This is a genomic window from Burkholderia sp. M6-3 (genome assembly GCF_050858985.1).
Lineage (GTDB): Bacteria > Pseudomonadota > Gammaproteobacteria > Burkholderiales > Burkholderiaceae > Paraburkholderia > Paraburkholderia caledonica.
On record NZ_CP110092.1, the window covers coordinates 191,996 to 210,614 of the forward strand.

The window sequence follows — 18,619 nt, forward strand, 5'->3', positions numbered from 1 at the left end:
ACACATTAAGGATGCTCCGGCGCGACCTACTGGCGTCCAACACACGGCCAGCTAAGGCACGCGCCTCCATCTAAAGTGGGCGTAATAGAAAGTTAAAACTCATTCGCTAGATATGTCTTTATGAGCTTGCCCCCGGAAAACGAATCCCTTGCTAAGCAGGTAAACTCAAGCAAGGAGAAGAAGAACGATGACGAGCAAGGCAAAGCGAGCGCAGTACACGCTCGAGTTCAAAATGGAAGCGGTGCGACTGGTCAAGGCCGGGCAAAGCATGGCGGCGGTGGCGGCGACACTGGGGGTGGTTGAACAGACTATCGCCGTCGGATGAATAATCCCCAGATTCGTCGAAGTAAAAATCCCCAGTTGGTTCAAGGATGAGGTGCGCGGCGTAGTCGCGCGCCTCATCGACTGATCACCGACGATAGCTCCGTTCGCCCACGCTAACGGGGACGTCGATGATTGATCTGGGAGATGTGATGACGATCTTGGAACTGCATCGGCAGGGACTGAGCGTCTCGGCCATTGCCGCCCGACTTGGTACGGATCGCAAGACGGTGCGCAAGTACATCAGGGATGGCGTTCAGGCGCCTCGTTACGGCCCGCGTGCGCCGCGGCCTTGTGTGATCGATCCGTTCGTCGGTTATGTGACCGAGCGGGTGCATGCCTTCCCGGAACTGAGTGTCGAGCGTTTGCTGCGGGAGATCAAGGCGATGGGCTATCCGGGCAGCCGCACCGCGTTGGGCTGGTGCGCGAGGTACGGCCACCGCGTCAACGCGGCTTTGAAGTGCGTTTTTTGAGACGCCGGCCGGTCAGCAGGCGCAGGTGGACTTCGCCCATTTCAACGTTGATTTCGACGAGACGCCCGGCCAGCGGCGCTCAATCTGGCTGTTCTCGATCGTGCTCGGACACAGCCGATATCTCTGGGGCCGGTTCGTCGAACATCAGGATCTGCAGACGGTGCTGCGCTGTCACATGGAAGCGTTCGCGCATCTCGGTGGCGTGCCGCACGAAATTCTCTATGACCGGATGAAGACGGCTGTGCTCGGGGAACTCGAACGACACGTGGTGTACAACGCGAAGATGGTTGCGTTCGCCCAGCACTACAGTTTTACGCCACGTGCTTGCAAGGCGTATCGCGCCAAGACCAAGGGCAAGATTGAGCGTCCGTACCGCTATGTCCGTCAGGACTTCTTTCTTGCACGTCGTTTCCAGAATCTCGGCGACCTGAACCGGCAACTGCATGAATGGCTCGATACGGTGGCCAATGTCCGCGTGCACGGCACGACGCAGCGTGTCGTTGCCCAGCATTTCGAGGAGGAACGCGCTTCCCTCCAGGCGTTGCCTGCTGGGCTGTTCAGTGGGGTAAACCGGCTCGAGAGGCGTGTGAGCCACGAGGGCCTCGTGTCCGTCGGTGGAAACTACTATAGCGTGCCGGACCGCACGCGTCGACGCACGCTGGAGGTTCACGGTCTGGCGCATGAGGTTCGTATTTATGAGGATGGCGAACTGCTGGCTGTTCATCCAGTACTCGAAGGCAGACGCCGAACCTCGCTGCTGCCGGGTCATCGACGCTCGCACCATCGGCATGAGTCGCCTACGCACAATGTTGTGCCGCCATCGCCCGTAGTAAGTCGTCGCTCGCTGTCATTTTATGACCGGGTAGCACAACGTCTGGCAAGCGCGGGGAGGTCAGCATGAACAACATGCCGGCATCAACGCTTGAGCGGATTCGCCAGTACATGGTCGGCCTGCGCATGCCCCGTGCACTCGAGGCTCTGGACGCAACACTCGCGCGGTTCGAACAGGGCGACAGCTCCATGCTGGAGGTACTCGAAACGCTGCTGGGGGAAGAGTTCACGACGCGGGAAACCCGCCGCATTAAGATGGCATTGCAGACCGCGCGGCTTGGCACGATCAAGACACTGGCAGGCTACGACTTCAGCTTCCAGCCAGGCCTCGACCGGGATCGCATCATGGCACTGGCACAACTGGACTTCATTGAACGACGCCAGGCCGTGCACTTCCTCGGCCCCCCTGGAACTGGGAAATCGCACCTCTGCATAGCCCTCGGCGTTGAGGCTGTACGTGCGGGCAAGAGCGTCTACTTCGGTACGCTTGCCGAGATCGTCGCGTCGATGGTCAAAGCCGAGCGTGAGGGCAACCTTACCCAGCGCGTGCGCTTCCTTGCGCGCAACAGTCTGCTCATCGTTGACGAGATCGGCTATCTCCCTGTTGGCCTGAACGGCGGAAACCTGTTCTTCCAGCTCATCAACGCCTGCTATGAGCGATGCGCAATCATGCTATAAGTTATTTGGAATTGGATTCGTGCTACGGTAGGCCAACGTTTTTTGTTCGTGTGGCACGCTGGGGGCCTGAAACGAGATCACGCAGGGTTATCCACGGGGCCGCCGCCCGCTTCTCTATAGCGAGAGGCGAGCGGCCTGGTGGATAACCCGTGCCGAAGGCGATGCCGCTTTTACCTGCTCGTGCTGAATCGTCGGGGTGACGGGGCGGCATCCCTCGCGAGAGGAGCAAATCATGGCTGCCAGCAGCGCTGTCGTCGAACCGGTCTGGGAACGGTATCCGCTAATCGCCTCGAACTCTTACGCTCGACGATGGATACAGAGTTGCGTGATGCTTGGTCTGGCAAGGAATACGATCGCGGCCTACATGTACGCAATAGAGGGCTTCCTTCGCTTTGCTCAGGGCCACGCCGTCGATCTACGCAGCATATCGCGCGAAACCATCGCGCAGTATGTCGGCGAACTGCGGACCCAGCCAAGGCGAGCGAATGCGAATGTGGTACGCATCGACTCAGGCGGCTTCCTGTCGAACGCAACGTTGCAGCAGCGTCTTACCGCGGTCCGGCTGCTGTTCGAGTTTCTGGTTGACGAGGGGCTCATCAGGACCAACCCGGTAAGCCGCGGCCGCTATACGGCATCCTGCCACTTCGGCGCACGCGGCGAACGAAGCCTCATCCAGAAGTTTCACAAGCTGCCATGGATTCCAACGGAGGCGCAGTGGACGGCTCTGCTGGCTGTGGTCCGCGACGAACCTAAACGTAACCGGTGCATGCTGGCGTTTGCCTATGATGCGGCGCTTCGTCGGGAGGAACTGTGCCAGCTTCGTGGCAGCGATCTCGATCCCGCCCACCGGCTGCTGCGTATCCGAGCGGAGACGACCAAGGGTCACCGGGAGCGTGTCGTGCCGTATTCCCAAACTTCCAGCGAACTACTGCGCGACTACCTTCGGCACCGGCATGTCCTTGCCGGCGATCGGCACGCGCTGTTCCTGTCCGAATTGGCCCGCAACCATGGCGCGCCCATCACGCTATGGACGTGGTCCAAGGTAGTCCGATCCATTGCGCTTCGTGCCGATGTTCCGGCGTTCTCGACCCATACGCTGCGCCATCTCTGTCTGACCGATCTCGCCCGCTCGGGCTGGCAACTGCACGAGATTGCCCGGTTCGCCGGTCACCAGAATCTGGAGACGACCAGGCAATACGTGCATTTGTCGGGACACGATCTGGCCGACCGGTCCGCGAAGACCGTGCGTCAGATCCACGCGTGGCGTGTCGACGCCCTGGCTTGCGTCGCCGATGCGGAGTAACGATGATGAACTCATCCCAGGCTGCACGCGCCCCGAAGCCTGACGCCCGTCTGTGGACGTGGCCGATTCAGATCACGGACTATGATCGCAGAATCCAACTGACGGCTGCCGAGCAGAAGGTGTTGAGGTTCGAGCTCCCTCTTGCTATGGCCAGTGAACGCACGGTAAAGGCGGTCCTTAGCAGGCTGTCCGGTCTTGAACGTCTACTCGCTCCAATCGACGACGCGCTCGCCGTTGTCGACAGCAAGCGTCTATACAACGATCGTGTAAGGCTGATGCTTCTTCAGTATTGCGAGATGCAAAGGGCAACGTTCTGGGCGTGGGACGCGACGGTATGGCGAACTGTCCTGGGGACCACGCAAAAGGCGTTCTTCACCGCACACCGCCCGACGCCCCGTGCGGGCGGTGAACGCCAGGCATTGATGGCGGTTGCCTACCTGCTGCGCTGTTTCCACGACATTCCCAGCCTGGGCGAGGTAAAACGGGTCGCGCTGGCCGACAAGGTCTTCGGCAAGGAGCGAATCGCAGATACGCTGCTGCGCGTTACCGAGATCTCGGCAGCGTGGGGATATCATGGTCCCTGCAAACCGTTGATGAGTCTGGTCGCAGAACTCCTGCTCATCAACCAGCGCCCCGAACTTGAGTTGCTGACGACCGAGTTCATCGAATCGATCCGCAGACGCTGGCAGGACTCGAACTATCGCAGTTCACTGTACTTCCAGCTCTTACGCGTACTCGCAGCGCTCGGGATTATCTCTGCAGAACCAAAGATCCGAAACCGGGTTGACTGCGAACGTATTCATCGAGCGAGAACCGCTGGCCTGTCCGGGGATTGGGTTCTCGCAGTAGAGCGGTGGGAGGCAACCAGCACGTTGACAGCATCCAGTCGCAGGCATCTTCGCGACACGGTGCTCAAGGCGGGCCGTTGGCTGCAGGATACGCATCCAGAGATCACCCGCGCGGACCAGTGGACCCGAGAATTAGCGGCAGAGTACGTGGGCGCAGTGGCGCGCATGAGTGTTGGCGATTACGTCTGGAGGACCGCTGGTCTTGAACCAAAGCTTGGCAAACCGGCATCGGCCCGATCGAAGAACTACTTCCTGGGTTCAATGCGGCGCTTCTTTGCCGACCTGCAGGAGTGGGAGTGGATCCCCCGACGGTTCGATCCGTTTCGGGCCTTTGCGACGCCGCGCTCGATCATGGCATTGATCGGACCGGCACCGCGGACCATCGCCGATGACCTCTGGGCGAAACTCCTTTGGGCTGGCCTGAATCTAACGATCGCCGATCTTCCTGGTCACGGCAGTGCTCCGAAGGGACATAGCAATGCCACAGGCGCCATGCTTCGCAACGGAGGCTACTATCCGCTCGAGATGCTACAGGCGTTGAGCATCGTATGGCTCTTTGCAGGACTGCGTAGCGACGAGATTGTCCGGTTACTGCGGGACAGTCGCATAACCGAGCGAAGTACTTGCAGAAAGATGAGAACGACGTCGAACAAGGGGGAGACATGTCAGCCATCATTAGCCGTCTCGTCGCGACGGTATCGCTGGCGCTGATCTTGATTTCCGCGGCATGGGCGCAGCCTCCCGGTCCACCGCTACGTGTGGCGACGTTCGTTCTACCGCTGTCCGTGATGCAGCAAGGGGGACGCTGACTGGGTTCAGCATCGATTGCTGGCACGAAATCGATGCGAGGATGGCCGTCAAAACGAGCTATCAGATGATGCCCGACGTCAAAGCTTTGTTCGACTCCTTGCGCTCCGGCAACGCCGATATCGCCGTATCCGACCTGTTTTACAGCACGGAGCGTGATCAGGAATTCGATTTCTCGTATCCGATCATGCAGGTGGGGTTCCAAATCATGGTACGGGATACCGGCGACACGCGACGACGACCTCGTTGCGGACGTTGCTGGCATTGCTATTTTCGCGCACGAGCCTCATCAGGCTCGGCGTCGCGCTGGTGCTCATCGTAGCCTCTGCCACAATTCACATGGTTGCTTCAACGCGCGCAGAAGGACGACACCATTTCCGGCGGAGAATACTGTCCCGGCATCCCCCGTACGATGTACTGGGCCGCTACGACCGTGCTAACGCATGGAGAAGAAAGTCCGCGTCGATGGCTCGGCCGGATGCTCGCAGTCCTCTGGATGTTTGTCGGCATGGTGTACGTGGCGTTCTACACCGCACAGCTGACGACGACGTTGACCGTGCAGGCAATTCGAGGCTCCATCAATGGACCAGAAGATTTGCCCGCCAAGCCGAAAACTGCATACTCGCTAACCGAATCCACAAGCACTTGAAGGTGGCGTCGCTTCCATGGGCTCGCTCCGAGCGCTTACTGAGGATTAATTGTCCCTAGGTCTTGTGACTAGCATCGGCAGTTAATGCCGATGTTTCGTCAGCAACTCGACGAGCCTTTGCGGAGGTACCGGTTTGCCAACATGCTCGTCAAAGCCCGCGGCGCGCGCGCGTTCGCGGTCTTCAGCCCGCACAAAAGCCGTGACGGCAATCGCGGGTGTCCGATTACCCGTTGCCCGCAGGCCGGACATAAATTGATGACCGTCCTCCCCTGGCATACTGATGTCGGAGAAAATCACATCGACCGTCCGCTCCGAGAGAACTTCGCGCGCCTTCGCAGCCGAGTTCGCCCGATACGCGGCAACCTGCTCGTGTTCAAACAGCATGGCGAACGCGTCCAGCGTATCTTCGTCATCATCGACGACAAGTACAGACATCCCTGCCACTGACGGTCGCGCTTGGCTTCCGTCATTGCTGGCGGCAGGAGCCATAGCAGCAGCGGTGGCGTGGCGGACCGTTTGCAGGGGCAGTCGAACGGCGAATCTCGCTCCTCTGCCAACACCGTCGCTGAAGGCTGTAACATTGCCGTTGTGCATGGCGACGATGCTTCGCGCGATGGCCAGCCCTAGTCCCAAACCGCCGTGCTTCCTGGTGGTACTGCCGTCGGCCTGGGCAAACGGTTCGAAGATGGTATTGAGCAGATTCTTCGGAATTCCCTCTCCTGTATCGGTGACTGACAGTTCGGCGTAACCGTCGACTTCCTGAAGCGTCACGGTTATATTGCCGCCGCTTGGCGTGTAGTTCAGTGCGTTACTCAGAAGGTTTGCGAAGACCTGACGAAGCCGCGTTGCGTCTCCCGGAACGAACGCGCCGATGCCCAGCAGGTCCGTGGTAGTTATCCCTTTTTTTTCGGCCAGGGGCGTCACATTATCGAGTTCCGCGCGCGCTGCGTCGGCAACGTTGATAGGGGCCGTCAATACAGCCATCTTACCTGCCGTAATTCGGCTAACGTCCAGAAGGTCATCGACTAGGCGGGTTTGCGCAGCAATATTGCGACGGATGACGCTTACGCCGTGTTTTACAAACTCTTCATCGATAGCCCGACGCTCCAGGAGGTCAATCCACGCCAGGACGGCCGTCAGGGGCGCACGCAGTTCATGTGAAACTGAAGCGATAAAGGTATCTTTCGTGTCGCAGGCGTTTTGCGCCATTTCCTTCTGAAGGCGCTCGCGCTCAAGCAGGCGGTCACGCTGCGCCTCAAGCTGTTTCTGCGAGGAAATATCGATGGTAATACCGTCAAAGCGCGTCGGCTTACCACTTGCGTCGAACGTGGTGCGTCCCTTGGCGCGAATCCAGCGCATATCGCCGGTCGGTGAAAGAGTTCGGTACTCAACGTCGTACGGTACGTCCGCGAACACTGCCGCCAGGATTTCCTTGCGCGTTCGTTCCCGGTCGTCGGGGTGCAACCGGGCATAAAAGAGGTCAAAGTCCACTTCGGCGTCGTAAGGCAGCCAGAAGTGCTCCTTGCACTTGTCGTTCCAGACCATTTCGCGCAAGGGTATGGGACAGTAAAATGTGCCAATGTCGGCGGCCTGGATAGCAGACGCGAGTCGCTTTCTGGCGTCCTCTGCCGACTCAGCCGGAGGCTGTTGCGGGGGCGGTTCTGGAATCTGCTGGGAGCTCATACATAGCTACAATGGATGTTTGTCGGAACGCAACGGGGCCGCGCACAATGGGCAGTGGTTCGCTTTCTCAGCAATGTACGCACTCTGATAGCTGGTATCAGGTACCGAGGCTTCAGCCGTAACCTCGAGGATGCTGGCGCAATATTCAGTCCCGGCTTTCCTACGCGCGCCGGATGGCCGCGGCGATTATGCAATAACCGTGGGCCATATCCCAGTTGGATACCTTCGTCGAAGCTCGTGGCATCTCAGGCAACCAATCGCCATGAGCAATTGCATAGCTTCGCGTTCAACTAGCCGACGCGCTCATCCGCATGGCACAGTTTTGACATCTCAACTGCGGAGACGCTAATGGCGACCTTGGAATCCTTGCAATCAAAAATTTTGAAACTTCAAGCGCAAGCTGAAGCGCTCGCTGAAAAGAAGTCGAGTGCAGTCATCGAAAAGATTAAGAACCTGATGGCAGAGCATGGTCTCACGACCGCTGACATCGATGCGCAAACTGGCGGGAAAAAGCGCGGACCTAAGCCGGGCGCCAAGGCTGCCGCGAAGTCGTCTGCTCCCGCCGCAAAATACCGTGACCAGAAAGACGGGCGCGACATGGTCGGGTCAGGGCCGCGCGCCGGGCTGGATTGCCACCGCTAAGGACCGTTCTAAGTTTGCGGTGGAAGGTATGGCAACGTCCTCCGCTCCAGCCGCCAAAAAGTCAGCGAAAGCCGGAAACTATGTCAGAGGCCCGCAGCCAGCGCTTTATCGTGACCCCAAAACCGGCGCGACGTGGAGTGGACGTGGGCGCGCGCCGTCGTGGATTTCAGGCGCGAAAGACCGCAGTCGATTTCTGATTGGTGGCGCTGCTGCGGCCGACAGGAAGCCGGTGATCAAGAAGGTCGCCTCCAGGAAGGCCCTGACGGCCAATAAAGCGTCGGCGAAGACAGCGCCGAGCAGGAAGGAGACAGCGCCCGAGCGAAGGCCGGCTCTGAAGCTGCATTGACTGTTTAAGGCCAGAGGCAGCAACAGCCATCAGCCTTTGCGACTCGTTGCCCGCGGCCTGTGCGTCGAGCGGTGACGCTGCCGGGTGTGTCAATTCCCGAACGCCGCCAAGCAACCGGCGAACCCTTGTCCCCAAGGCGGCGGAAGCGACTGAGACCCTAACCGACGCAAGCGAACACAAACGGGCGGCAAATGCCGCCCTGAATCGGGGTGATCACGCTTCGCGCAGCTCTTCCTGAATCGTCAGCGTCACGGCAAGTTGGTTGGCCACTGCACCTGTTGGCAACACCGCGTGCCCATGGGCCTCGTTGATGATTTCCGCGGCCGACAGGTAAAACGCCAGCAGTGCGGTCAGCATGCCAAAATATCCCCCTGCGTGATGCAGCCACTCGAGGCCGGTCCATTCACTCACGGCGAGCACGAAGAAAGTGATCCACAGTGAGAGAAACACGAGCTGGAGCACACGTGCGGAGCGCCACGTCGCGACCCACATGTAAAGCGTGAACACGCCCCACAGGAACAGATACCATCCGATAAAAGCGGCCGGCACCGCGCCGTGCAGGAACAGCACGAACAGCGCGAGCGACCACCAGAAAGCGCCGTAGCTCAGGAAAGCCGTCGCGCCGAATGTATTGCCGCGTGGGATCTCCATGAGTCCGGCGATCGCTTGCGCGGTGCCGCCGTAAGCGAACGCGACGGCGAGCACCATCCCCATCGCATTGCCGCTGAACCAGCCGGCGTTGATCATGCTAAGCAGCCACGTTGTCAGTGCGAAGCCGGCGAGGCCGAGCGAAGCGGGATTGGGAGCCTTGACGTTCATGATGACATCCTCCGTTCCATACAGGAACGCTAAGTTGGGGGCGCGCATGCCCCACGGTGCATGCGCGTAATCGGATCGTGTCTGAAGCAATGCGGCCAGCAGTAGTTGCTCGCGTGTCCGGCGTCAGGTGGCTTCGGCGAACTGCGAAATTACCGAGGGGTTTTCAACAGTCGACGTGTCCTGCACGATCACCTCGCCTTTGGCGACCGAGCGCAACAGCCGGCGCACCACCTTGCCGGAGCGGGTTTTCGGCATAGCACCCCCGAAGCGGATGTCTTTCGGCTTGGCGATTGGGCCGATCTCCTTGCCCACCCACGCGCGCAGTTCGTCGGCCACGCGCTTCGCGTCGGCGCCACACGGTCGCGCCGCCTTGAGCACCACGAACGCGACAATCGCCTCGCCGGCAGTCTCGTCGGGGCGGCCGACCACTGCGGCCTCGGCGACCAGCGGATGCGCGGCGAGCGCCGACTCGATTTCCATTGTCCCTAGCCGGTGTCCGGAGACGTTCAGCACGTCGTCGATCCGGCCCGTGATCGTGAAGTATTCGGTGTCGCGGTCGCGGATCGCGCCGTCGCCCGCGAGATACAACTTGCCGCCGAGCTCTTCAGGAAAATAGCCGCGCCGGTAACGCTCCGGGTTGCCCCATATGGTTCTTATCATCGAAGGCCACGGCCTGCGGATGACGAGTACGCCGCCATGACCGTTCGGCACTTCATTGCCGGTTTCGTCGACAATCGCCGCGTCGATGCCGGGCATCGGCAACGTGCATGAGCCAGGCACGAGCGGAGTGACGCCCGGCAGCGGAGAAATCATGTGACCGCCGGTTTCCGTCTGCCAGAATGTATCGAGGACGGGGCAACGTCCGCCGCCGACGTGCTGCGCATACCATGTCCAGGCGTTCGGATTGATCGGCTCGCCGACCGTGCCAAGCAGACGCAGACTGCGCAGGTCGAAGCTGTCCGGATGCACCGCGGGACTGGCTTCGGAGGACTTGATGAGCGAGCGGATTGCGGTCGGCGCCGTGTAAAAGATGCTGACCTCGTGTCGCTGGATCATGTCCCAGAAACGTCCCGCATTCGGGTAAGTGGGCACGCCTTCAAAAATCACCTGAGTCGCGCCGACCGCAGTCGGTCCGTAGCAGATATAGGTATGACCGGTGATCCAGCCGATGTCCGCGGTGCACCAGAAAACGTCGGCTGGCTTGATGTCGAACGTCCATTTCATAGTCAATGCGGCCCAAAGCAGATAGCCGCCGGTGCTATGCTGGACGCCTTTCGGCGTGCCGGTCGAGCCGGACGTGTACAGTACGAAGAGCGGATGTTCCGCGCCGACCCACTCTGGCTCGCAGATGTCGGGCTGAGCCGCTTCGAGCTCGTGCAACCAGGCGTCGCGGCCGGCTATCCAAGGAATGCGGCCACCCGTGCGCCGGTAGATCGCGACTGTACGGATGCCGTTCGTACCGCCCATCGCGAGCGCGTCGTCGACGATTGTTTTTAGCGGCAATGTCTTGCCGCCTCGAACCTGCTCGTCGGCGGTGATCACCGCGCAGGCGCCGACATCGACGATGCGTTCATGCAGCGACTTCGCGGAAAAGCCACCGAACACCACTGAGTGCGGCGCGCCGATGCGCGCGCAAGCGAGCATCGCGACCACGCCTTCGACCGACATCGGCATGTAGATCACCACGCGGTCACCTTTATTCACGCCGCGCGCGCGCAGCGCATTGGCGAGCCGGCACACACGGTGATACAGCGCCTGATAGGTGACACGTGTGACCTTGCCGTCGTCAGACTCGAACACGATCGCAGTTTTCTGCGCCAGTCCGTTGATCAGGTTGCGGTCGAGACAGTTGTACGACGCGTTCAGCTCGCCGTCTTCGAACCAGCGGTAGGACGGTGCATCTGTGTCGTTCAGCACCTTTGTGAAGGGGCGGCGCCACGCGAGGTGTTCTCGGGCAAGACGCGCCCAGAATGCTTCGTGATCCCGATCGGCCTCCGCGACGAGGGCGCGATAGGCGTTCATGCCGTCGATGCTGGCATGGCGTGTAAGCGGGATTTGCAACGCGGGAACAGTGGATGCAGCGGTATCGACGGTAGACATAGTCTCCTCACATGGGGCATGAAGGGGCAAAGCGCACAGTGCGAGCGTTCTGCCGATGAGGGAAGGCTCTTGGTGGCCGTGAGACATTGCGCCGGGGCTCCATTCAAGCGGAGCCGGCGGCCGAACAGCGTGGGTGAAGGCCAACTATGACCGAGCGGCGGGCAAAGCCCTTGATGCATGTCAACTGAAAGGAAAGCGGAGCGCGATGCGCATTCGCGACAGGTTGCCGCGGGTGACGAGAGGCGCGGCAGCTTGACGAAAGTCGACCGCAACGGCGCCGCAGGGGCGATGATGGGTCGGCAGCGCTGATGCCAGTGCCAAGTAGCAGCGCAACGATCGCGCGGTTGCGCATTTCCTTGAACGACTCGAAGTCCGCTGTGCGACAAAGCGCCAGCGCTCTCGCGGAAGCAGGCTTGCCGCAGAGTTGACGGCGCGCAGGCCCAGCAGAGAAAGATGGCGCGCGAGCCGGTCTAGCAGTTTGAGGTAGCGCAGGCGCGTCGACTTCCCCTGCGCGCAATCGCGCTCCAGTCCAACGAAGAAGCCGTCGATGCGATCGGTGCCGAATGCCGCGACTGTGACGCCATGCCTTCTTAGATAGCGGTGGAAGCGGGCGAACAACGAGCGGTGCTGACGATGGAACGCTCTGCGAATGCCCGTCGGTTTGCGCCCGCGGCTTCGGCACGTCGCCATACGCCATAGGCCGTTTCCGGGTCAGTCCGCCAGATTTCTGTATCCGTAAATATATATACTGAAAATACGTTATCCCCATCATATGCGAAGCTTTCGCTTCGCCAAAACCTGCCGCCAGCCAGGCGGGGCGCGTCAGGCAGCGCAAGGCAGTGAAGGGGGCCGCAATGGTTCATTGGAAGGCATCGCAACATCGTGATTTGCGGCCACCGTACAGTTGGCGAAATGCGAAGTTTGGAGCCGCTCGCGTTGCCGCGCCCTCGCGGCGCACATCGTTACGACGTATTCAGTCCGAAGCTGGGACGGCGCTTGACGCTATAGAGGCGCAGCGCCTTCAAAGCATGGTTGATGCTCGAAGGGGAAGTGATGCTAAGCCTTCATCGTATGCACTCGTTGCTCGTCAAGTTTCGAACAATGCAGATAAACCAGCTGCGTGGGCTGCTGTATGAATTTGGCGTGACGTTTCGTGCGATACCGGCGGCGCGACGTCAATGTCGAAAGGCTCCAAGACCACGATGCCGCCCACCCGCAAGCCACAGAAGAATTCTCAGGGCAAAGGTGCTTCGGATACGGCGGTATCCAGCGCACAATGACGTGCGGTCTCGGCGCTGTTGGGCCGAACGTCGGCCGAGCCCCGGCCAGTAGACCATTTTTGCGGTTTGCACCGGTCGGATCGAGGCAGCGGCCCGCCGAAACGGGGGCCTCACGGACTTAGGCGACGTCGGCACGAGTCTTTGAGGCGACTCTCTACAGCACCGCGGATACGTCGCGTCCGTTGTCGGAATCTGGACGCCGCCCGATAGCGCCAGTCAGACGGATTGCCGGGGCACCAGTCCAAATCGTCGGTGGTTTTCGACACGCCGCGCTTCGCGCTTCCTGCTGCGTCCTTCGCATCCTGAAAACAGCAGCCGCCTAATGAAGGCGCCCCGGCGCGACCGACAAGCTAGAATTGAGGCTACATCCCCAGCGAAGACACGCGCAGATGCTGCACGCTCTTCATCGCGCGCTTTCAACGACGGGAGGCCGACGCCGAACCATGCTACTTCGCCCCTTAGTCCCGGCAACGTAGGCCCGCCATCGGGTAAGTCTGGCGCCGAAAGCGTGTGGGCGAACGAGGCAGAGGCCACCGGCGATACGGAGCGCAACGGCGAGCAGATTCCGACGGACCGCGAAAGCGTTGAAACGAGTGAACGTATTTACCCGTCGTGGCCGTGGAAACCCCGCATGTAAGTAATGAGGATGAGGGCATGAGTAAGGAATGGATCGCGGGCAAGTCCGCAGCCTTGCATTCGGGAAAATCCTGGCGCGCGGCGCGATGGTTCTTCGCGGGGACGGGGACGACCACGCCGACGTGTGCATGCGAATGAGGTAGACCAGTAGGACGAGCGATTCTCCGCCTCCCTGTGGATGTCTTCTTGCGCCTTGAGCGCATCGTCTTCCCCCCGAAAGGCGACTTAGCCATTAAGCGTTTTGTGCACTACGATTGCCTGTGCACGTCCAATATGTCGAGTACGCGCACGGCACCTGCCGCACCACATAGGAGACATCGATGAGTGAGCAATATGGGTTGTCATGCCCGTGCTGTGGCAGTGCCGAACATCGGGCAATGAGTCGCCGTACCTTCATGAGTCTCGTCGCCGGCGCCGCGGCCGGGCTCGCCATGCCGCCCGCTTTCGCCGACGCACAGCCGGTGCCGTCGATTGCTTACGACTCGATTGCCGATCCCGTTCATTTGCCTAAGGACATGTATTTTGGCGAGTGCTCGGGTGTCGCACTCAACTCGCAGGGACACATCTTCGTGCTGTCGCGCGGCAACACGGCTGGGCCAGCCTATGGAGCGGCTGCGGCGCAACTTCTGGAGTTTGCCCCAGACGGCCGCTTCGTCCGCGAGATTGGACACAAGCTTTATGCGTGGTCGTTCGCGCACACGGTAAAAGTAGACCGGCAGGACAACATATGGGTAACGGACAAAGGCTCGGACATGGTGATCAAGTTCGCGCCAGATGGCCGCGTCGCAACGGTGTTCGGCCGCAAGCAGGAAGCTTCCGACGAAGAAACCGGCCCGCTCAAGCATCCTAACCCGCCGCTGCCCGCTGAGCCCGGCCGCTTCCGCCAGGTGACCGATGTCGCATGGGACGCCGCGGGCAACGCGTACATCAGCGACGGCTATATCAACTCGCGTGTCGCAAAAGTCGATCGCGACGGGAACTGGGTCAAGTCCTGGGGCGACCGCGGCTCCGGACCAGGCCAGTTTCATACGCCGCATAGCATTGCGCTCGACGCTCACGACAACATCTACGTCGCAGACCGCAGCAACCGCCGGATTCAAGTGTTCGACACCGAAGGCAATTTTAAGCGGCAATTCACGATCGACGTCCCGGTGCCTCCCGATGCCCGTCCGGCGATCGGCAACATGCCGGATGAAGCGGCCATCGCGGCAGGCACGTTTGCGCCAGGTTCGCCGTGGGCCATCTGCATCTCGCCAGGACCGAACCAGGTGCTTTATAGCTCCGACGCTTTTCCGGGCCGTATCTACAAGATGACGCTCGACGGCAAGGTACTCGGCGTGCTCGGCAGTTCAGGCAAGCAGCGGAAGCAATTCGGTTGGATTCATCAGATGGTGTGCCCATCGGAGAACGTGCTATTCGTCGCTGAATTGCTCAACTGGCGCGTGCAGAAGCTGGTTTTGCACGCCTGACAGATTGATATCCGCCTGTCCGGTTCGGATTTTCAGGCGCTTAACGCCTGATTAAACCGATGCCCGTCAGATTGCCGACTCGCGGTGGAGTCCGCTCGACACGCGAGCGACGCTCTGCGCTTTTCTTCAGCGTTCGCGATGAAGTCGGACAGTTCGCGCTCCATGGCTGAATCTTTGGCGCCCGGTCTCCATGTCGCCGCTCCGTGCCGTCGACGCGTAGTCCGGGCAAGTGCTAACGCAGCCATCGCGGCTTTCGCACATTCGTATTCGACCTGGCCACAAAGATCGATCGGCTCGCCGAATTCGCGGAACGCTTCTATGTGCTCCCGGGCGGCGTACACCGTTGCCGGGTACTCTCGTAACTCGGAAATCGCTTTGCGGCTCAGGACCTGCCACTGAAGCTTGTCCGGATAGGCAAAGACGGGTAGGGACACTTCTTTAGTGGCTTCCCGGTTCATAGGACCGACCGGCTCGGAGGCCGCCCAGGCAGCCTTATGCATCATTGTCCGACAGGTCCGAGCATAGCTTTCCAGCGATAACGCTAGTTCCAAGGCAGTGTCACGTCGCTGACGCTTGCGCTCTCTCGCGTCCCGCGCGGAAATCCACGCGAGCGTGATGACAGAGCCGACTGTGCCCGACGCGAGCGCCGAAAAAAGCGCTGTGTTCCAGCTAAGTCGCTGGAGATATTCAAGCCATTGCTGCAGCATACGATGCGCCTCGGAGAAAGAGGTGCAAAGAGTATAAGCAATCGTTTGCAGGGTATTAAGGGCAAAATGTGCAGTGTGTGTTTTCGCCACAAATGCTTTGATGGCGCGGCGCGCATCTTGACAGGCTGCGTCGGATCGCGGAGATCGTCGTCCAGAAGTGTTCGTTGGACATCGCTACCGGGATGGTCGAAAATCGGCGAAACGCGCGGCCACGATCCGGCCCGAGCATCATCCGCAAACAGAACGACGACGCGTACGGGTTTGGCGCTACATCGTGAACGACCATACCGAGGCCATCAAAGTAAAAGGCGCATTCTCGAGCAACGACGCCGACGTCGTGCTTCGCTGGGCATTGGAAGGACACGGCATCCTGATCCGGTCGGAATGGGAACTGGCGAAATATGTACAGAGCGGGCGGCTCAATCTCGTGGTGCCAAACACTGTCCTGCCGTCTGTCGATCTGTTTTGTCTACTATCCACGGCAAGAAAAACCAGACAACTCGCGCGCGCGTTCGTGGACTTCCTCGTCGGTCGATTGCAGGCGCCCTTCACGCCGATCAAAACGGGTGCCGAACCGCGCGATCGGAAGAAACATATGGCCGGATCAAAGATTCGGTTCGAGTGTGTCCCTTTGCTAACGCATACGATGCAAGCTTGTGGCGAGGGTCTCTCTGATGGTGCAAGGCTCACGCATCAGGCGGTGCCCAGCCCACGCTTCAGTCAGACACGAAAGTTTTTGCGGCTTTAAACACGGCAGATAAACTCTATCGCGAAGACTGGCGTTGTGCACGAGCGGCGCTAACTTCAACACGTGGCTCGGGCCCAAGGACGCCGTATGGTTTGGCGCATCCAGGAAAGGTAACGTCGATCGTCAGTTGGAATTTCACGCCGGTGTCCTGAAGCGCCGTATTCAATGGATCACGAAGGGGACCAAGTTGAACAATAGCCTGAAGCTGTTCGATCTGACGGGGCGTCGCGCGCTCGTCACCGGATCCAGCACCGGTATCGGCTTTGCGCTTGCAAAGGGTCTTGCCGGCGCCGGTGCGGAAGTGATTCTGAATGGCCGCAACGAGGCGCGCCTCGCGCAGGCGGAGAACCGCTTGTGCGAAGAGGGCGCGACCGTGCATGCGGCGAGTTTCGACGCAACCTCCGCAGAAGGAGTCGAGGCGGCCATTGGTCGAATCGAGCGGGACATTGGTGCGATCGATATCCTCGTGAATAACGCCGGCATGCAGCGCCGCGCGCCTCTCGATCAGTTTTCCCACGCCGAATGGGAACAACTGATGAAGACCAACGTCGACAGCGTATTTCTAGTGGGGCGGGCCGTGGCGCGCCACATGATAGCTCGCAAGCGCGGAAAGATCGTCAACATCTGTTCGGTGCAAAGCGAACTGGGCCGTCCGAACATTGCGGCCTACATGGCAAGCAAGGGCGCTGTAAAAATGCTGACAAAGGGAATGGCAATCGATTGGGGACAACATGGCATCCAGGTCAATGGCCTGGGTCCTGGCTACTTCAAGACCGAATTGACCGAGGCGCTAGTCAAGGACGACGCGTTCAGTGCGTGGCTGACCGGGCGCACGCCTTCGCGACGCTGGGGCGACGTGGAAGATCTCGTCGGCGCCGTGGTGTTTCTATCGAGCGATGCGTCCAATTTCGTGAACGGACACATTCTCTACGTGGACGGCGGTGTCACGGCGACGTTGTGATTGAACACGATGCCGCGGTCGTTCGCTCACGCGGTGGCGCGCGCGCCTATGCGCACCGCGTTGCGCTGAATACGCAGCGTTCGACACGAGCTTGCGCTGCAAATGAAGTACTCGCTCGCGGCGCGGTAAGAAGACGTCGAACTGGAATGCGCTAGTTCATCATGCTGGCCAATTCGGCGCGCAAATTCTGTAGTCTGTCGCGTGCGGTGCTCAGACGATCGACGAGTTGCGCCGACGCACGCAAGATCGGCATGCGGGTTTCGTCGCTGAGCGAATGATCGAAAGCCAGCATGGCTTTGATTGCGGACGGATTGGGCGCGGCGAAAAGCAACCGCAACACGGGCAGCAAGCTCGCGAACAGATTGCGCGCGTCCACCTCCCGTTCAGCCGCGCGAAGCTCCTGGTACGCGACCAGCAGGTCCGCGCAGACGTGAGCGCTGGCGGGAATGCCGCCGGTTCCGCCGTGGTGCAGGCAATTGTCCAAGGCTTCGTCAGTACCGCACAGGACGTCGATGGGCAGCGCGCTCAACTTGTCGAAATGCCCTTTCACGCATTCCTTGATCGCGACGATGTTGCCACACTCGATCAGGCGCGCTACCGTATCCGGCGCAATTGCCACGCCGGTTCGGTGTGGCACATCGTACAGGACGATGGGACGCTCGGTCGCATGTGCAGCCTGTTCGAGTGTCACTGCACGCCGGCCTGATCTGGACACACGTATGACGGCGCGGAGACCAGATAGCCCGCGCAGTCCCAACGCTCATAGCGTTGAATATCGCGCAGGACCTCGCGCGTATTCGATTCACCGACGCCGATCCGCATTGGCGAACGCGAACCGGTCACTTCGGTTAGCGCCTGCAATACGGTAAGCCGCTCGGCTTCCTCTAGCAGCGCGGCTTCGCCCGTCGTGCTCAACGCGACGATGCCGCTGATCTCCGTGCGCAAGTAGTGCTCCGCCAGACGCTGCAGCGAGTCGATATCGAGTTCGCCGTGATGCAGCGGCGTAACGATGGACAACCAGATACCGGAGAACATGCTTAGCGCGCCTTTGCGACCGCGCTGCGGCGCTTCAATGGCCCGATCGTCGCGGCGGATAGAGTCGACATCAGGGTGTGCAGCGTGAAGTCGATATCTTCGGGTGCGATGTCGAGTTGCACGCGTGTCTCCTGGCGAACCACTTCAGTGGCGACGACATAGACACCAAGGGGAGAATGAAGCAGGACGCGAAGCTGAGTACCGGGAACTTCGCATGGGCGGTGAGGCAGGATCACCTGTAAGCGGACGCGCGTCGCTGGAAAGGGAATGACGTTGTTGCGTT

14 protein-coding genes and 4 pseudogenes are annotated in these 18,619 nt (G+C 60.3%); 12 read left to right on the top strand and 6 right to left on the bottom strand.

What is annotated here, in order from left to right; all coding sequences use genetic code 11:
• Nucleotides 1–187: 187 nt before the first annotated feature.
• The 7 genes and pseudogenes from OH764_RS33460 to OH764_RS33490 form a co-directional block, all read left to right on the top strand.
• Nucleotides 188–313, top strand: a pseudogene (locus OH764_RS33460) (helix-turn-helix domain-containing protein); the annotation flags it as partial.
• A 139-nt stretch (nt 314–452) separates the two neighbouring features.
• Nucleotides 453–1,695 (top strand): annotated as a pseudogene (gene istA / locus OH764_RS33465) (IS21 family transposase).
• Nucleotides 1,692–2,300 (top strand): annotated as a pseudogene (locus OH764_RS33470) (ATP-binding protein); the annotation flags it as partial. The pseudogenes istA and OH764_RS33470, both read left to right, overlap by 4 nt.
• Nucleotides 2,301–2,535: 235 nt before the next feature.
• Entirely contained in the window at nt 2,536–3,606 is a 1,071-nt protein-coding gene (locus tag OH764_RS33475; RefSeq protein WP_498851681.1) for a tyrosine-type recombinase/integrase, read from the top strand.
• Nucleotides 3,607–3,608: 2 nt separating this feature from the next.
• The gene (locus tag OH764_RS33480; protein WP_498851682.1) at nt 3,609–5,165 is read left to right on the top strand and encodes a hypothetical protein; all 1,557 of its coding nucleotides are present in this window, start codon (nt 3,609–3,611) and stop codon (nt 5,163–5,165) included.
• A gap of 16 nt (nt 5,166–5,181) precedes the next feature.
• Nucleotides 5,182–5,583, top strand: coding sequence for a type 2 periplasmic-binding domain-containing protein (locus tag OH764_RS33485; protein WP_498851683.1), 402 nt, complete (start codon nt 5,182–5,184; stop codon nt 5,581–5,583).
• 90 nt (nt 5,584–5,673) lie between these two features.
• Complete coding sequence (locus OH764_RS33490) at nt 5,674–5,910, top strand: ion channel (RefSeq protein WP_498851684.1); 237 nt, start codon at nt 5,674–5,676, stop codon at nt 5,908–5,910.
• Nucleotides 5,911–5,991: 81 nt separating this feature from the next.
• Here OH764_RS33490 and OH764_RS33495 read toward each other — a convergent pair whose 3' ends face one another.
• On the bottom strand, nt 5,992–7,593 hold the full coding sequence (locus OH764_RS33495; RefSeq protein WP_498851685.1) for an ATP-binding response regulator: 1,602 nt from the start codon (nt 7,591–7,593) through the stop codon (nt 5,992–5,994).
• Between the two features lie 348 nt (nt 7,594–7,941).
• On the opposite strand from OH764_RS33495, the gene OH764_RS33500 reads away from it, so the two are divergent.
• Together OH764_RS33500 and OH764_RS33505 are read left to right on the top strand one after the other, a co-directional pair.
• Entirely contained in the window at nt 7,942–8,235 is a 294-nt protein-coding gene (locus OH764_RS33500) for an H-NS histone family protein (protein WP_498851686.1), read from the top strand.
• Nucleotides 8,168–8,581, top strand: a complete 414-nt coding sequence (locus tag OH764_RS33505) for an H-NS family nucleoid-associated regulatory protein (protein WP_498851687.1) — start codon at nt 8,168–8,170, stop codon at nt 8,579–8,581. Before OH764_RS33500 ends, OH764_RS33505 begins: the two co-directional genes overlap by 68 nt.
• Nucleotides 8,582–8,794: 213 nt before the next feature.
• On the opposite strand, the gene OH764_RS33510 is transcribed toward OH764_RS33505, so the two are convergent.
• Both OH764_RS33510 and acs read right to left on the bottom strand, forming a co-directional pair.
• Complete coding sequence (locus OH764_RS33510) at nt 8,795–9,400, bottom strand: acetate uptake transporter family protein (protein WP_498851688.1); 606 nt, start codon at nt 9,398–9,400, stop codon at nt 8,795–8,797.
• 123 nt (nt 9,401–9,523) lie between these two features.
• A complete protein-coding gene (acs, locus tag OH764_RS33515; protein WP_498851689.1) occupies nt 9,524–11,500 on the bottom strand; it encodes an acetate--CoA ligase in 1,977 nt (658 codons plus the stop codon).
• A 2,293-nt stretch (nt 11,501–13,793) separates the two neighbouring features.
• Between acs and OH764_RS33520 the strand changes: the two genes are divergently transcribed.
• Complete coding sequence (locus tag OH764_RS33520; RefSeq protein WP_498851690.1) at nt 13,794–14,885, top strand: peptidyl-alpha-hydroxyglycine alpha-amidating lyase family protein; 1,092 nt, start codon at nt 13,794–13,796, stop codon at nt 14,883–14,885.
• Nucleotides 14,886–14,917: 32 nt separating this feature from the next.
• Here the strand turns inward: OH764_RS33520 and OH764_RS33525 are convergent, their stop codons facing one another.
• A complete protein-coding gene (locus tag OH764_RS33525) occupies nt 14,918–15,592 on the bottom strand; it encodes a hypothetical protein (RefSeq protein ID WP_498851691.1) in 675 nt (224 codons plus the stop codon).
• Between the two features lie 227 nt (nt 15,593–15,819).
• On the opposite strand from OH764_RS33525, the pseudogene OH764_RS33530 reads away from it, so the two are divergent.
• A pseudogene (locus OH764_RS33530) lies at nt 15,820–16,184 on the top strand (LysR substrate-binding domain-containing protein); the annotation flags it as partial.
• Nucleotides 16,185–16,527: 343 nt separating this feature from the next.
• Complete coding sequence (locus tag OH764_RS33535; RefSeq protein WP_498851747.1) at nt 16,528–17,301, top strand: Rossmann-fold NAD(P)-binding domain-containing protein; 774 nt, start codon at nt 16,528–16,530, stop codon at nt 17,299–17,301.
• Nucleotides 17,302–17,452: 151 nt separating this feature from the next.
• On the opposite strand, the gene OH764_RS33540 is transcribed toward OH764_RS33535, so the two are convergent.
• Nucleotides 17,453–17,992, bottom strand: coding sequence for a beta/alpha barrel domain-containing protein (locus OH764_RS33540; RefSeq protein WP_498851692.1), 540 nt, complete (start codon nt 17,990–17,992; stop codon nt 17,453–17,455).
• Entirely contained in the window at nt 17,989–18,336 is a 348-nt protein-coding gene (locus tag OH764_RS33545) for a beta/alpha barrel domain-containing protein (RefSeq protein ID WP_498851693.1), read from the bottom strand. The genes OH764_RS33540 and OH764_RS33545 overlap by 4 nt, the downstream gene beginning before the upstream one ends.
• Between the last annotated feature and the right edge of the window lie 283 nt (nt 18,337–18,619).

What these genes read in the sequence shown, in the direction of transcription:
- OH764_RS33475 (WP_498851681.1), top strand. Translation starts at nt 2,536, where the DNA reads ATGGCTGCCAGCAGCGCTGTCGTCGAACCGGTCTGGGAACGGTATCCG.
- OH764_RS33480 (WP_498851682.1), top strand. Translation starts at nt 3,609, where the DNA reads ATGATGAACTCATCCCAGGCTGCACGCGCCCCGAAGCCTGACGCCCGT.
- OH764_RS33485 (WP_498851683.1), top strand. Translation starts at nt 5,182, where the DNA reads ATGGGCGCAGCCTCCCGGTCCACCGCTACGTGTGGCGACGTTCGTTCT.
- OH764_RS33490 (WP_498851684.1), top strand. Translation starts at nt 5,674, where the DNA reads ATGTACTGGGCCGCTACGACCGTGCTAACGCATGGAGAAGAAAGTCCG.
- OH764_RS33495 (WP_498851685.1), bottom strand. Translation starts at nt 7,593, where the DNA reads ATGAGCTCCCAGCAGATTCCAGAACCGCCCCCGCAACAGCCTCCGGCT.
- OH764_RS33500 (WP_498851686.1), top strand. Translation starts at nt 7,942, where the DNA reads ATGGCGACCTTGGAATCCTTGCAATCAAAAATTTTGAAACTTCAAGCG.
- OH764_RS33510 (WP_498851688.1), bottom strand. Translation starts at nt 9,400, where the DNA reads ATGAACGTCAAGGCTCCCAATCCCGCTTCGCTCGGCCTCGCCGGCTTC.
- acs (WP_498851689.1), bottom strand. Translation starts at nt 11,500, where the DNA reads ATGTCTACCGTCGATACCGCTGCATCCACTGTTCCCGCGTTGCAAATC.
- OH764_RS33520 (WP_498851690.1), top strand. Translation starts at nt 13,794, where the DNA reads ATGAGTCGCCGTACCTTCATGAGTCTCGTCGCCGGCGCCGCGGCCGGG.
- OH764_RS33525 (WP_498851691.1), bottom strand. Translation starts at nt 15,592, where the DNA reads ATGCTGCAGCAATGGCTTGAATATCTCCAGCGACTTAGCTGGAACACA.
- OH764_RS33545 (WP_498851693.1), bottom strand. Translation starts at nt 18,336, where the DNA reads ATGTTCTCCGGTATCTGGTTGTCCATCGTTACGCCGCTGCATCACGGC.